A 14527-nucleotide genomic window follows, 5' to 3' on the forward strand; every position below is an offset into this window, starting at 1 on the left:
TCGAAACCCAACGTCAAACGGTGCAACCCGCACCGCCGCCTGCGCATCCCTTCTCGACTTCACGACCACAATGTCAAAGATCCATCCCCGATGGCGCACCTAAAGCTTTTCAATCGCCTAAGCGAATGATAAAGTCTCTCAGAGCTTTCTGATCGGAGAAGCGCGAAACCGAGCGGTTCGCGCTGGCAGGCAGTCTTTCTAGCTCTTTCGGCGGAGAGCGTCAAGCTCTTTTTTTCCGCCTGTTTTGCCGACGCATCGGCAAAACCATCACCAAAAAGCACCAACCTCCCCCAATCATCCAGGGGTCTCAACCACTTGCCGTCGCCCCGCAGGGCGCCGCCATCGGCTGAGGGACGGGTGTATACTCAGCCATATCGCCCTCGTCCAGCACAAAATAACCCGAACCAAATTTTTCATCGCGGCCACGGCGCGGCTTGCAGCCTCCCCCTGACCAGACCATACACAACAAAGCCCTGTTCCAACCACGCGCGTCCGATGCACGACACCACTCTTCTGCTCGATGTTCTGTTTCTGCTGCTGTCGGCCATCGTTGTGGTCCCCGTGTTCCAGGCGCTTCGCATTCCAGCGGTGCTGGGCTATCTCGTCGCTGGCATGGCGCTGGGACCACACACGCCTGGACCGGTCGTCGATTTGAAACTCCCCCAGGTTCTTTCGGAGTTTGGGGTCGTCTTCCTGCTCTTCGCCATTGGGCTGGAACTGCCCGTGTCGCGTTTGCGGGCGATGCGCCGCTACATCTTCGGATTGGGTTTGTTGCAGGTGGGGTTGACCAGCGCCGTTCTGGGAGGCGCCGCCTATCTGTTGGGGTTGTCGCCGGAAGCGTCCCTGGTGGTTGGCGGGATGCTGGCCTTTTCCTCGACCGCCACTGTGTTGAAGCTGTTGGTCGAACGCGGGGAAACCGTGGCGCGTTTTGGCCGAATCTCCGTCGCCGTGCTGATCTTTCAGGATTTGGCGGTGGTGCCGCTGCTGACCCTGCTGCCCTTGCTGGCCGACCCAAGCGCCAGCATTCCGCTCGCCCTGACGATTGCGACCGGCAAGGCCGTGCTGGCGATTGGGTTCATCATGCTGTTGGGCCGCTTCGTGGTGCGTCCGGCCTACCGCTTCATCGCCTCGGCGGGGAATCCCGAGCTGTTCACCGCGACCAACCTGTTTGTGGTGCTGGCGGTCGGCTGGTTGACCGCGCAGGCCGGAATGTCGATGGCGCTTGGCGCCTTTCTGGCTGGAATGTTGCTGGCGGACACCGCCTATCGCCACCAGGTCGAAGCCGACATTGAACCGTTTCGCGGGTTGCTGCTCGGTCTGTTTTTCATGACCGTCGGCATGACGCTGGATTTGCCCGCCATGGCGCGGGAGGCCGAGACCATCGCCACCCTGACCGGCGCGCTGCTGATCGGCAAAAGTCTGCTGCTGGTGCTGCTTTGCCGCTTGTCCGGGCTTGGGTTGGCGACGTCGATTCGCGTTGGTTTGATTCTGTCGCAGGGAAGCGAATTCGCCTTTGTGCTGATTGGCACGGCGACGTCGCTGTCGGTGCTGAACGCGTCCACCGGCCTGCTGTTGTCCTCGTCGGTGGCCCTCAGCATGGCGGTGACGCCGCTCATCGCCGCCATCGCCCACCGAATCGCACAGCGCATCGAGGCGCGAAACGGCGCGGAATCCTTCGGCATCGCCACCGGCGACGCCAGCCGTCATGTGCTGATCGCCGGGTATGGTCGGGTTGGCAAGGCCGTAGCCCGGTTGCTGACCGCCAACAACATTCCCTACGTCGCCCTGGATCTGGAACCAAGCCGCGTCGCCGCCGCGCGCGCGCAAGGATTGCCGGTGTTCTACGGCGACGCCAGCCACGCCAACGTCCTGCGCACCGCAGGAATCGACCGGGCAAGCGCCGCCGTCATCACGCTGAACCGCCCCGATCAGGCTCAACGCGCGGTCGAGGCCGTCCATCACGCAGCCCCAACCCTGCCGCTGATCGCCCGCGCTCACGATCTGACGCAGAGTCAGCACCTGACCGAAGCCGGAGCCAGCGCCGTGGTGCCTGAAGCGATGGAAGCCAGCCTGCAACTGGCCGGGCTGGTTCTGCTCAGCGCTGGGGTCGAGGCTGACCGGGTCGATGAAAGCCTGAGAACCCATCGGGCGGACGAATACGCCGCCCTGGCGGAGCGCCCGGTCGCGGAGGCGGACTGATCCGCCAACCCGCGCCAGACGCATGGCGAATCAACGCGTGAACACCCGGGCGCGGTCGATGTGAACCGAACAAGGATCGCCAAGCGCCATGCCGAGCGAGGTGAAACGCTCCCGGTCCATTTCCGCCTCCAGAAACAAGCCGCCAAGTTCAATTTCGACCCGCGCGTCGGGGCCGACCACATGGATGCCCGACACCCGCCCCGGTCCACCAACGGCGGGCGTCACACCCAAATCATGCGGGCGGACATAGGCGATGGCCGCCCCCCGCACGTCGCCGTCGGTCGGAATGGTCAAGGCCCCGTTGCCGATGTGGGCCAAACCACCCTCCACCATGCAATCAAAACGGTTCACCTGCCCCAGAAACTCATAGACGAAGGCCGAGGATGGATGGTCGTAGACCTCGGCGGGCGAGCCGATCTGTTCGATCCGCCCTTGGCTCATCACCACCACGCGGTCGGCAAGCTCCAACGCCTCCTCCTGGTCGTGAGTGACGAAGACCGAGGTGATGTGAATCTCATCGTGCAGCTTGCGCAGCCAACGCCGCAACTCTTTGCGAACCTTGGCGTCAAGCGCGCCGAACGGCTCGTCAAGCAACAGGACTTTCGGCTCAATCGCCAAGGCGCGCGCCAACGCCACGCGCTGACGCTGGCCGCCCGACAATTGCGCCGGATAACGGTCGGCGAAATGGCCGAGTTGAACCAGTTCCAACAATTCCGTGACGCGGCGTTTGATCTCCGCGCTGGGCAGACGCTGCGCGCGCGGACGGACCTTCAGGCCGAAGGCCACATTGTCGAACACCGTCATGTGACGGAACAGGGCGTAATGCTGAAACACGAAACCGACCTGACGGTCGCGCGGCTTCAGCCCCAACGCCTCCTCGCCATTCAGTTGCAGACTGCCCGCGTCCGGGCTTTCCAGCCCGGCCATGATTCGCAACAGGGTGGTCTTGCCCGACCCCGAAGGACCAAGCAGAGCCAAAAGCTCCCCTGATCGCACCTCAAGATCAACCGAATCGAGCGCGCGATAAGACCCGAATTGCTTGGTGATGCCCGAAACTTGGATCGCCATCGACGTCGAACCCCTACTTGTGCCGTGTGGCCGCCAACTCGGCCCCGAAGCGCCATTCCAGCGCCGTTTTCACCACCAGCGTGACGAGAGCGAGCATGGCCAGCACCGAGGCCACCGCGAAGGCGGCGACGAAGTTGTATTCATTGTACAGAATTTCGACGTGTAGAGGCATTGTGTTGGTGTAGCCCCGGATGTGACCGGACACCACCGACACGGCGCCAAACTCCCCCATCGCCCGGGCGTTGCACAGCAGAACGCCGTACAGCAGCCCCCATTTGATGTTGGGCAGCGTCACCCGCCAGAAGGTTTGCCAACCGCTGGCGCCCAGCACCAGAGCGGCCTCCTCCTCCTCCGATCCCTGCTCCTGCATCAGCGGAATCAACTCACGCGCGACGAAGGGGAAGGTCACGAAGATGGTGGCCAGCACCAAACCGGGCACGGCGAAGATGATTTGGATGCCTTCCGATTTCAGATACGGTCCCAAAACGCCGCGCAAGCCGAACAGCAACACGTAAATCAGGCCCGAGATGACCGGCGACACCGAAAAGGGCAGATCAATCAGCGTTATCAGCAGGCTTTTGCCGCGAAAATCAAATTTGGTGATGCACCAGGACGCCGCCACGCCAAACACCAGATTGGCCGGAACCGCAATGACCGCGACGATCAAAGTCAGCTTGATCGCCGCCAACGCGTCCTCTTCCACCAACGCCGCCCAATAGGCGCCGACGCCCCGGCGCAAGGCCTCAGCGAACACGGCGACCAGCGGCAACAGCAGAAACAAGGCCAGAAACGTCAGAGCGGTGACGATCAGCAACCGACGCATCCACGCCGGATCGCTCAGCGCCGAGGAGGATGAGTTAGCGGGCATGGCGCGACCTCATCCAATGTTGCAGGATGTTGAGAATCAGCAGCATGACGAAGGACACCAACAGCATGGAGGCGCCAACCGCCGCCGCGCCCGCGTAGTCATACTGTTCCAGCTTGATGACGATCAGCAACGGCAGGATCTCCGTCAACCCCGGCATGTTGCCGGCGATGAAGATCACCGATCCGTATTCGCCAACGCCGCGTGCGAAAGACAGGGCGAAGCCCGTGACCAGGGCGGGCAGAACCGCCGGAAACACCACCCGCCAAAAGGCTTGCCCGCGCGTCGCCCCCAAAGAAACCGCAGCCTCCTCCTCTTCCGGCGGCAAATCCTGGAGGATTGGCTGCACCGTGCGGACGACAAAAGGCAGGCCGATGAAGGTCAACGCAATGGCGATGCCGATGGGGGTGAAGGCCACCTTCAGCCCGAACAGCTCGTTCAGCGGCTTGCCCACCCAACCGTTCGGCGCGTAGAGCGCGCTGAGCGCGATGCCCGCCACCGCCGTCGGCAGGGCGAAGGGCAAGTCAACCAGCGCGTCGACCAGCCGCTTGCCGGGAAACTCGTAACGGACGAGCACCCAGGCGACCATAAAGCCGAACACCGCGTTGATTCCCGCCGCCACCAGCGACAAACCGAAACTGACCTCGAACGCCGCCAGGACGCGCGGCGTCAGAACCGCGTCCCAGAAGCCCGACCAACCAAGCCCGCCCGCTTTGCTCATCAAGGCGCCAAGCGGCAGCAACACGATGACGCCAAGATAGCTGAGCGTGAACCCCAGAGTCAGGCCAAAGCCCGGAATCACGCTTGGTTTCTTCAGGATGGACGTCACCGCGCTTCCCTTCGTGGGAAACGCGACGTCGGCAGAAGAGGTTGCGACCACCGGTCAGCGGCCCTTCTGATAGATCTGGTCGAAGACGCCACCATCCGCGAAATGCTTCTCCTGTGTCGGACGCCAGCCCCCGAAGGCCTGGTCAATCGTCACCAGCTTAACATTCGCGAAGCGTCCCGCATACTGGCTCGCCAACTCCGGCAACCGTGGGCGGTAAAAGTTCTTGGCGGCAATCTCTTGGCCTTCGCGGGTGTAAAGAAATTGCAGATACGCCTCCGCCACCTTGCGGGTTCCCTTGCGGTCCACCACCGAATCGATCACCGCCACCGGCGGTTCCGCGAGGATCGACAGGCTGGGGACGACGATCTCGAACTTGTCGGCGCCAAATTCCTGAAGCGACAGATAGGCCTCGTTCTCCCAGGCCAACAGGACGTCGCCCAATTCACGCTGGGTGAAGGTCACGGTCGCGCCACGGGCGCCGCTGTCGAGAACCGGCACATTCTTGAAAAGCTGGCCGACGAACTCCTTCGCCTTGGCCTCGTCGTTGCCGTTCTTCTCCAGCGCGTAGGCCCAAGCCGCCAGATAATTCCAGCGCGCCCCGCCCGAGGTTTTCGGATTCGGCGTGATGACCGCCACGCCCGGCTTGACCAGATCATTCCAGTCCTTGATCGCCTTGGGATTGCCCTTGCGGACCAAGAACACGATGGTCGAGGCGTAAGGCGCGCTGTTGTTCGGCAGGCGGGTCTGCCAGCTCTTCGCCAGAAGGCCAGTGTCGGCGATGGCGTCAATGTCATAGCCCAGCGCCAGCGTCACCACGTCGGCGTCAAGACCGTCGATCACCGACCGCGCTTGCTTGCCGGAACCGCCATGCGACTGCTTGACGCTCAGCTTGTGGCCGGTTTCGCTCTGCCATTTTTTTGCAAAGGCTTGGTTGAATTCGACATACAGTTCACGAGTCGGATCATAGGATACGTTCAACAACGTGTCCTGCGCATCGGCGGCGGCGACGCCCAGCCAAGCCAGCGTCAAGCCTGCGGCGAGGAGGGACAGGCGGCGACGGAACGACATCGGTGTCTCCTTCGGTGGAACCCACAGACCACAGTATTTACATGGAATGTGCGTGAGTTCATTTCTATTTCGTCCGTAGACATTGCCAAACCACAGGGTTGGTGGAAAGCGCTTTTTTCCGAAGAAAGCGAAAATGAACCATGGGGAAGGCGTAATGTCATGTTTTTATTGTATATAAATTTTACGGACACCGAATGCGCCGAACGGCCATCCGCACGCGGTATTTTACAATGAAACTTATCAAAGAAATTGGTATCATCCGACGGTTCCTCGGCGCACGCAGGCCAATCCACAATGCTGTCCCCTGCCCTTCTCACCGCCCTTCTAGAGGCTGAGCGCGCTTTGGGCCGCTTGGCGGAAGCCTGCCAAGAACCGGAACGGCGGGCGCGCCTGTGGGCCGACGCCGCCCGACGCGAGGCCTGCGCCGCCGCCCGCCTGGACGGGATCATGATCGATCCCACCGATTTCCTCATCGCCACCGTCAATCCTGATCTGGCGCCAACGGCGGATCGCCCCGCCGCGTTGTGCGCCCACGCGCTGTGGCAAGGCGCGCGCTTCGCGCAAGGGGTCCGGGACGTCGCCGCCCTTCGCCCACGCGCGCGGCTTCCGGTCCGGGGTCCCAACCACAGCGCCGCCGCCGACGCTTGGCGCGCGGTCGCCGCCCTGGAGGGTCACGCCGACGCGGACAGCGCCAGCGACGCGCCCACCGACGCGCAAGACCCGCCGGAGTCGGGCGGCCCAGCCTCGCCCGCCCCCTGGACGCTGGGCTGGATCGAAGCGTCCTGGCGAGTCCTTGAAGCGGATCTGTCCGGGCGGGATCCCGCTCATCTGAGCCTGTCGGTTGAGCGGGAGGCGGAGGCCATGGCCTTGCTCAACCGGCTGGACCGGGCGGGGGAGGCTCCGGCGCTGTTGGGTGGAATCGGGCTGTTGGCCGAGTTGTTGCGCCCGCCGCCAGATTTGCGCACGCCCGGTTGGCTGCGCCCAACGGCCCGCCTGCTGGCCCCGCTCGCCATCGCCCGCAACTGCCGCCTGCCGGGTCTCTGGTTGCCGCTGTCCACCGCCCTGTGGAACGACCGGACGGCGGCGGCCATCGCCGCTCGCGACAGCGGAGACGGCTGGCGGCTCTGGTTGACCGACATGATCGCCGAAACCGCGCGGCGGGAACGGCAACGGCTGGCCAGTTTGGATCAGACGGCGCAATCCTGGCGCCGCCGTCTGGGCGACCGCCGCCGCAACTCACGCCTGCCCATGGTGATCGACGGCCTGTTCGAGCGCCCGGCCTTCACCGTGCGCCACCTGCAAAAACGGCTGGGAACCACCTTCCGGGGGGCGCAACTTTTGGTCAATGATCTGGAAGACGCGGGCGTTTTGCGCGAAGTGACCAACCGCGCGCTGGACCGGGTGTTCGTCGCGGTCGAATTGCTGCCGTGACGCGGCCCTCGGCCCCGCCCGGTCAAATGTCGAAATTCAGCGCCAGACCGCCGGTGGATTGACGGTGCCGCAGCGCGTCGGCCAGCGTGCAATTGTCGAGCACATCGGCGGTCGCGTCGCGCACCTGCACCATCAGCCAACGCACCGAGCAGGCGTTTGGATCGCCGCAATCCTCGCAGGGCTTGAAGGAAAATTTGCTGGCGCAGGGAATCGGGGCCAGATGACCATCGATCAGCCGAATCACCTCGCCAAAGGAAATGTCGGACGCCGAACGCGCCAACCGATAGCCGCCGCTCTTGCCCCGCTTGGCGAACAGCAGGCCGTGTTTGCGCAATTCAACCAAGATGGCTTCCAGAAACTTGCGGGGGATGTTCTCCCGATCCGCAATATCGGCGATCAGAACCAAACCATCATCCGGTCGCTCCGCCAGCATGATAAGCGCGCGAAGCGCGTATTTGGCTTTCTGCGTCAGCATTCCGGCAAAGCCTGTTCCTAAAGAGTTGTTTCACACAACCGAGTCGGTCGAACACGCCAACCCGGATCCCACCGATCAACCGCAACGATCATCCACCAGCAAGCCGAGCGTCAAGCATCGTCTTGCCCCGGCTTTCGCGACCGCGTTAAGGTCCGCCGTCTTCCATGGCTGCGTTCCAGCGACAAAGGGCACGGGTATGCAACACGTCATCGTTCCGGTCACGCCGTTTCAACAGAACTGCACGGTTCTCTGGTGCCCCGAAACGATGACGGGCGCCGCCGTGGATCCGGGCGGCGATCTCGACCGGATTCTCCGCGCCGCCGAGGCCAAGGGAGTCACGCTGGAGAAGATCCTCGTCACGCACGGCCACATCGATCACGCCGGCGCCGTGGCCGATCTGGCCGACAAACTGTCGTTGCCCATCGAAGGGCCGCAACGCGAGGATCAGTTCTGGATCGACGGCATGCCGATGCAAAGCAAGATGTTCGGCTTTCCGCCAGTGCGCTCCTTCACGCCCGACCGCTGGCTGGAAGACAACGACACGGTGACGGTGGGCAAGCTGACGCTGGACGTCCGCCATTGCCCCGGCCACACCCCCGGCCATGTCGTGTTCATCCACCGCCCAAGCAAGCTCGCCATCGTCGGCGACGTTCTGTTCCAAGGCTCCATCGGCCGCACCGATTTCCCCAAGGGCAACCATGGCGACTTGATCGCCTCGATCAAAGAACGCCTGTTTCCCTATGGCGACGACATCGCCTTCATCCCCGGCCATGGGCCGATGTCGACCTTTGGCGAGGAACGCCTGTACAACCCATTCCTGACGGACTGACCGCGCGTCGTTCACACAGGTCAGTCGATCTCCATCTCGTCGCCCAACAGCAGATCGATCCGCCGCCGCAACACCATCAGTTCGCGGCGTTGGGCGTCGTCGATGTAAGCGCGGTGGTCGCGCGGGTCGCCCAAGCGCTGGGTGGCCCGGCGCAGCGCGTCGAGAAAGCGCCCAACGGCCGACAGGGCGCGCAAGCTTGGCTCCTTCGTCGTGTCCTTGCGGTCACGCGCGTCCCGCACCGTGTCGTTTCCCTCCTTCACCTGTTCCCACAAGGCCATTTGATCGGCCAGATCCTTGATCCAGGCGATTTCGATCAAGGTGGAGCGCGACACGTCGCGATGCGACGTCGCATAATCCCGCTTGATCGCCTCGGGCAGGCTGTTCAGGCGCAACGTGTGGCTGACGTTGCTTTGGCTTTTGCCGATGATGCGGCCAAGCTGTTCCTGTGTGTATCCATAACGGTCCATCAGCCGGGCCAACGCCTCGGCCAATTCCAGCGCGTCGAGATCGACCCGTTGGACATTCTCGACCAACGCCAACTCATCGGCGTTGCCCGACGTAATCAAGGCGTGGACGGTCGCCAACCCCAACATCTCATGGGCGCGCAACCGCCGCTCGCCCGCGATCAACCGGCAGCCGCCAACCACCTCCTGAACCAAAATCGGCTGTTTCAAACCGTAATGGGCGATGGAATCGGCGAGGCTGCGCATCTCCTCATCGTCGAAACGCCGCCGGGGCTGGTTGGGGTTGCGCAGGATGCGGGCGACGTCAAGCTCGACCAGACGGGGCGGCTTGCTCTTGTCATCGAACAGATCGGCGCTGCTGGGCAAGGGCGTTGGCATGACGGCGGTTCCTATCCCTCAAACGGGCCTGGACGGTGCCCTGCCGGGCGCCGTCCTGTCAACAGCCCGTCCCCGGCAGGGTTGGCCCCACCGGTCGGCGCAAGCCGCGTCACGCCGCCTTGATGTCAGCCAGAAACCGCTCGATCTCATTGCGCAGATGCCCGGCCTGACGGGTCAGATCCTGCGACGAGGTCAGCACCTCGTTGGCCACCGTCTTGGTGGTGTCCGCCGCCTTGGCGACGCCATCGATGATCGAGGTGACGGATTGCGTCGCCTTGGCCGCCTGCTGAGCGTTGGCGGCGATTTCCATCGTCGCGGTTCCCTGCTCTTCGATGGCGTTGGAGACGACGCCGGAGATGCGGCCCATGTCCTCGATCACCGTGACGATCTGGCCGATGGCCGCCGCCGCCCCTTCCGTGACCGATTGCATGGTGGAGATCTGGCCGGAAATTTCCTCCGTCGCCTTGCCGGTCTGGTTGGCGAGGCTCTTCACCTCGCTGGCCACCACGGCGAAGCCCTTGCCCGCCTCGCCCGCGCGGGCCGCTTCGATGGTCGCGTTCAGCGCCAGCAGGTTGGTTTGCGCGGCGATGTCGTGAATCAGTTGAACCACCGCGCCGATGCGGTTGGCGGTGTCCACCACCACCTGCATGGTTTCGCCCGCTTGCGCCGCCGCGCCGACCGCCGCCTGGGTGATCCGGCTGGATTCGTCGATGTGCCGCCCGATGTCGCCAATCGACGCGCGGAGTTGGTTCGCCGCCGAGGCCACCGTGCCGACGTTCGACGCGGTTTGATCCGCCGCCGCCGCGACGTTGGTCGCCTCGTGCAGAGTCTTGTCAGCGCCGTCGCTCATCGACCGCGCCGTCGTCTCCAATCCTCCCGCCGCCACCGTCACCGCCCGAACGATGCCGCCGACCCGCGAGTCAAACGTCTGGGTGACGCGTTCCAACTGTTTGGTCCGCTCTTCGCGCAGGGCGCGGACACGCTCCTGCTCCGCATGCAAGGCGTCCGCCTTGATGAGCGCGTCCTTGAAGACCTGCATGGCCCCGGCCATCCGACCGATCTCGTCGGTGCGTTCACGCGCCGGAACGTCAAGCTGCCGTTCGCCGTCAGCCAGACGCTGCATCGCGTCGCTCATGTCCGACAACGGACGGGTGATGCCGCGCGCGAACAGAACGCCGCCCAGCGACACCAACAGCACCAGACCGACGCCAGCCAGAAGCATCTGGTTGCGCATGCTGTAGACGGGCGCGAGGATCTCCTCCACCGCCGCCTCCGCCAACACGGTCCAGCGCAAAGAGCTGTGCTTCATCGCGTGATAGGCGGTGAGCGCTGGCCCCGTGCCGCTGACGTTTCCGGCCTCGACCACGCCGGTTTGGTCGCTGTCCGAGGCGATGGTCGCCGCCGCGCCGCCGACATAGGGCTTCAGCACCGCCATTTCGCTGGAAAAACGCGGCGTGCTGCGCAGTTTGCCATCCGCGCCAAGCAGGAACGTGTCGCCGGTGTCGCCCATGCCGTCGGTGCTGCGCATGATCCGGTCAACCCCGCTGGGCTGAAGCCGGAAGGCCAGAACCGCCAGCATCTGCACGCCGCCGTCCGGCTGTTGCAAAATCACTGGGCTGGCGATGAAGGCGGACGGCATGCCGCCCGCCAACGCATAGGCGGTGAAATCCAGGACGCGGGCCGTGCCCGGCTTGGGTTCCCGCTTCATCTCCGCCAACAGCGGGCCAAGCGCGGTGTCGTTCGCCGATTTGCCGAAATCGTCGCCCTTGGCCGCGCTGTACAGAACCGTGCCGTCGGGCGTCAGAACCAGCACGTCGGCCAGCCCACGCCGCAGCATCAAATCCATCATCCAGGAATGCAGACGAAGATGCGCCATGTCGTACATGGTGCTGCCTTCGGGCTTCTCCAGCTTGTAGCGTTCCGCCGCCGGGTGGGGATTGTCCTCGACATAGCGTTTGCGCAGCATGGCCCCCGGCTCGCCCCGGTCGGCTTCGATCCGCCAGCCATTGTTCAGGGCGACCACGGCGTCGCGCATCGACCGTGTGTTCGCCGTCAACACGACGTCGCCCTCCAACCCTTCGATGTAGGATTGCACGCTGGACGCGCGCGCGTTGGCCAAAGCCACAAGTTTTTCTTGCGCCGCCGTGCGCAAACGGTCGGTCGCCGCCCAATAGGCGAAACTTCCCAACAGAATCGCCGACAACACCGCCGAAGCAACCAAAGCACAGGGGATTTTGTGCCGCAGAAGAAGGCTATTCAAGGTTGCACCCTCCCGGAGAAATACTGCACCGGCTACCCCGGTTTTGTGAACAGTCTGTCATTGCATGAACAGATTGAAAAGAGTGAAGACAATCATGCCAGCCAATCGTGAACGCAGGACCGGGCAACCCCATGACGGTTTTGTTAAACGATCGTTCAAAATCCATTGCGCTGGCGCAATGAAACGCATGTCGGTAGAAAGGGGAATGAATACCGGGTTCCCCTGGGGTGGAGGTCAGTCGATGTCCCTTGCAGACCGCAAGCTCTTCGTCGAGCGATGGATTCGCTCTCCGCTGAAAGTCGCGTCGGTGACGCCAAGCGGAACGGACTTGTGCCGGGCCATGGCGAAAGCCGCCGGTTCCGGCCCGGCGCGCCGGGTGGTGGAGCTTGGTCCGGGCACCGGCCCCGTCACCGCCGCGTTGCGCGACCAGGGCGTCACCGCCGAGAATTTGTTGATGATCGAGTTGGACCCGGCCTTCGCCGGTCATCTCGCGGCGCTCCATCCCGGCGCTGGAGTCATCCAGGGGGACGCGACTCGGATCCAGCGGATTGTTCACGATCATGGTTGGTCGCAGTGCGACAGCGTGGTGTCCGGCCTGCCGTTGATCGCCATGCCCCTGTCGGTCCAGGCGCGAATCGTGCGCGGGGCTTTTTCCGTGCTGGCGCCCGGCGGGGTTTTCGTGCAATTCACCTACGGCCCGTTCGCCCCGATCAATCCTGAACTGATTCGGCGGTTGCGCCTGAAACCGCACCGCCACAGTTGGATTGCCCGGAACCTGCCGCCGGCCTCCGTCTGGACCTTCCACCGCTTGCCGTGATCCGTGACCGCTGCTGATTTGGTGTTTGACGAGGCGCGCGCCCTGATCGACGCGCGCCGCTATCGGGTGGCGATCCGCCGCCTGAAGGACAGCGCCCCGGACGGGGCGACGCGCGACCGCCTGCTTGGAACGGCTTACGTCGGCCATCGCGCGCCCGCCGCCGGACTGGCGCATCTGCGCCGGGCGATGATGATCGCCCCGGACGACGCGGAGACGCTGCGCGCCCTTGCCCACGCCCAACAGGCCGCCAACGCCCCCTTTCACGCGGTTTTGTGGTTCGAGCGGCTGGCCCGACTGGCCCCACACACACCCGGCATTCGCGCGGCGCTGGCCGGAGCCTACCGCCGCGACGCCCGATACCGTGACGCGCTGGCCGTCACCCATCGGGCGTTGAGCGAGGGCGAACGCAGCCTGGACCTGCTGTTCGAGACGGCGACCAGCCAAGCCTGCCTTGGCCGTGACGCCGAGGCGCTGGCCAGCTTCCACGCCCTGTTGGCCGACGACCCGGAACACGCCGCCGGTTGGTTCGGCAGCCACGCCCAGGCGATGCACGGCCTTGGCCCGGAGGAGGCGTTGCGCCGCCTGCGCCGCTCCACCCGCTGCGGCGGGGCCAACGGCAAATATTGGGCCTTCGTCTGCGCCATGCTGTTTCTGCTCGACCGCGTCGAGGAGGCGGAGGCCGTCGCCGCCGAACAGATCGGCGACAACCCCAAACGCCGCCCGCTGGTCGATGGCGTCCGCGCCCTGCTGCCCCACCGCGCCGCCGACCTGCGCCTGTTCGGCAGCAGCGCCCGCCTGCTGCGCCACGCGCTGGCCCAAGCGGCGACGCCCGGTTTGGTTCTGGAATTCGGCGTCCGGCGCGGCACGTCGCTGGACCACATCGCCGCCGTCGCCGGACAAGAGGTCCACGGCTTCGATTCGTTCGAGGGGCTGCCGGAGGGTTGGGTCAACGCCCCCGCCGGCGTGCTGACCACCGGCCTGCAACGGCCCGAGGTGCGGCCCAACGCCCGCCTGCATGTCGGCTGGTTCGACGACAGCCTGCCGCCCTTCCTGGCCGCCCATCCGGGGCCGGTGCGTTTCGTCAACATCGACAGCGACATTTACAGCTCCGCCCGAACCGTGCTGACCGCGTTGGCCGACCGCGTTCGCCCCGGCAGCGTTCTGGTCTTCGACGAATACATCGGCAACCACAGTTGGCGGGAGGACGAACACCGCGCCTTCCAGGAGTTCGTCGCCGCCCATCGGGTTGATTACGAGTGTTTCGCCGTCAGCCCCTTCACCAAACAGGTCGCGATGCGGATTCTGTCCATCGGCGGCGCGGCGTAGCAGCCCGCTGTTACAAAGTTTCTGCTTTCAGCCTTTGGCTTCTCATTCCTTGCTGAATGCGGTAGTTTGTCGCGGTTTTTCGCTGGAGGACACCCGCCGTGCAGGCCGCCTTGATTTCCCACGACCGTCTGAAGCCGCAATTCGTCGAATGGGTGGTCCGCCACCGGCTGGCCTTGCAGCCGCACACCCTGTTCGCCACCGGCACCACCGGCGGCCTCATCAAAGACGCCTGCCCGGAATTGAACCTGACCCCGCTGAAAAGCGGCCCCTTGGGCGGCGACCAACAGATCGGCGCGATGATCTGCGAGGGCGCCATCCACGCCATGTTCTTCTTCATCGACCCGCTGACCCCAATGCCGCACGACGTGGACGTGAAGGCCCTGATCCGCCTGACCGCGCTCTACAACATCCCAACCGCGCTGAACGAGGCGACGGCGGATCGGGTGATCGCTGGGTTTTGAACGGAGCGGCGTGGATTGGTATTCGGTATTTTTTGACACCGATGGACACAGATAAAC

At 64.3% G+C, this 14527-nt stretch carries 13 protein-coding genes; 6 read left to right on the forward strand and 7 right to left on the reverse strand.

From position 1 onward, the window contains the following. Nucleotides 1–495: 495 nt before the first annotated feature. Nucleotides 496–2199: a monovalent cation:proton antiporter-2 (CPA2) family protein gene (locus ACODS4_RS22855; RefSeq protein ID WP_488867894.1), complete on the forward strand. Its 1704-nt coding sequence runs from the start codon at nt 496–498 to the stop codon at nt 2197–2199. Between the two features lie 30 nt (nt 2200–2229). Here the strand turns inward: ACODS4_RS22855 and ACODS4_RS22860 are convergent, their stop codons facing one another. From ACODS4_RS22860 to ACODS4_RS22875, 4 genes are read right to left on the reverse strand one after another with little or no spacing between them, the layout of a single operon-like run. Next, a complete protein-coding gene (locus tag ACODS4_RS22860) occupies nt 2230–3267 on the reverse strand; it encodes a sulfate/molybdate ABC transporter ATP-binding protein (protein ID WP_488867896.1) in 1038 nt (345 codons plus the stop codon). Between the two features lie 13 nt (nt 3268–3280). Next, nucleotides 3281–4135: a sulfate ABC transporter permease subunit CysW gene (gene cysW / locus ACODS4_RS22865; RefSeq protein WP_488867898.1), complete on the reverse strand. Its 855-nt coding sequence runs from the start codon at nt 4133–4135 to the stop codon at nt 3281–3283. Further along, on the reverse strand, nt 4125–4961 hold the full coding sequence (gene cysT / locus ACODS4_RS22870; protein WP_488867900.1) for a sulfate ABC transporter permease subunit CysT: 837 nt from the start codon (nt 4959–4961) through the stop codon (nt 4125–4127). Before cysT ends, cysW begins: the two co-directional genes overlap by 11 nt. A 54-nt stretch (nt 4962–5015) precedes the next feature. After that, on the reverse strand, nt 5016–6029 hold the full coding sequence (locus ACODS4_RS22875; protein WP_488867902.1) for a sulfate ABC transporter substrate-binding protein: 1014 nt from the start codon (nt 6027–6029) through the stop codon (nt 5016–5018). Nucleotides 6030–6323: 294 nt separating this feature from the next. Between ACODS4_RS22875 and ACODS4_RS22880 the strand changes: the two genes are divergently transcribed. After that, nucleotides 6324–7460 (forward strand): Fic family protein, encoded by a 1137-nt coding sequence (locus ACODS4_RS22880; RefSeq protein ID WP_488867904.1) that lies wholly within the window; start codon nt 6324–6326, stop codon nt 7458–7460. A 22-nt stretch (nt 7461–7482) separates the two neighbouring features. On the opposite strand, the gene ACODS4_RS22885 is transcribed toward ACODS4_RS22880, so the two are convergent. After that, nucleotides 7483–7935 (reverse strand): RrF2 family transcriptional regulator, encoded by a 453-nt coding sequence (locus tag ACODS4_RS22885; RefSeq protein WP_488867906.1) that lies wholly within the window; start codon nt 7933–7935, stop codon nt 7483–7485. A 196-nt stretch (nt 7936–8131) separates the two neighbouring features. Between ACODS4_RS22885 and ACODS4_RS22890 the strand changes: the two genes are divergently transcribed. After that, entirely contained in the window at nt 8132–8764 is a 633-nt protein-coding gene (locus ACODS4_RS22890) for an MBL fold metallo-hydrolase (RefSeq protein WP_488867908.1), read from the forward strand. Between the two features lie 20 nt (nt 8765–8784). Here the strand turns inward: ACODS4_RS22890 and ACODS4_RS22895 are convergent, their stop codons facing one another. Further along, a complete protein-coding gene (locus ACODS4_RS22895; RefSeq protein WP_488867910.1) occupies nt 8785–9606 on the reverse strand; it encodes a ParB/RepB/Spo0J family partition protein in 822 nt (273 codons plus the stop codon). 109 nt (nt 9607–9715) lie between these two features. After that, nucleotides 9716–11866 (reverse strand): methyl-accepting chemotaxis protein, encoded by a 2151-nt coding sequence (locus ACODS4_RS22900; RefSeq protein WP_488867912.1) that lies wholly within the window; start codon nt 11864–11866, stop codon nt 9716–9718. 241 nt (nt 11867–12107) lie between these two features. On the opposite strand from ACODS4_RS22900, the gene ACODS4_RS22905 reads away from it, so the two are divergent. From ACODS4_RS22905 to ACODS4_RS22915, 3 genes are all read left to right on the forward strand, one after another. After that, complete coding sequence (locus ACODS4_RS22905; protein WP_488867914.1) at nt 12108–12683, forward strand: class I SAM-dependent methyltransferase; 576 nt, start codon at nt 12108–12110, stop codon at nt 12681–12683. Between the two features lie 3 nt (nt 12684–12686). Further along, entirely contained in the window at nt 12687–14009 is a 1323-nt protein-coding gene (locus tag ACODS4_RS22910; protein ID WP_488867916.1) for a class I SAM-dependent methyltransferase, read from the forward strand. Nucleotides 14010–14107: 98 nt separating this feature from the next. Beyond that, the gene (locus ACODS4_RS22915) at nt 14108–14470 is read left to right on the forward strand and encodes a methylglyoxal synthase (protein ID WP_488867918.1); all 363 of its coding nucleotides are present in this window, start codon (nt 14108–14110) and stop codon (nt 14468–14470) included. The last annotated feature ends 57 nt before the right edge of the window (nt 14471–14527 follow it).

The organism is Azospirillum sp. FG154, from assembly GCF_057809575.1.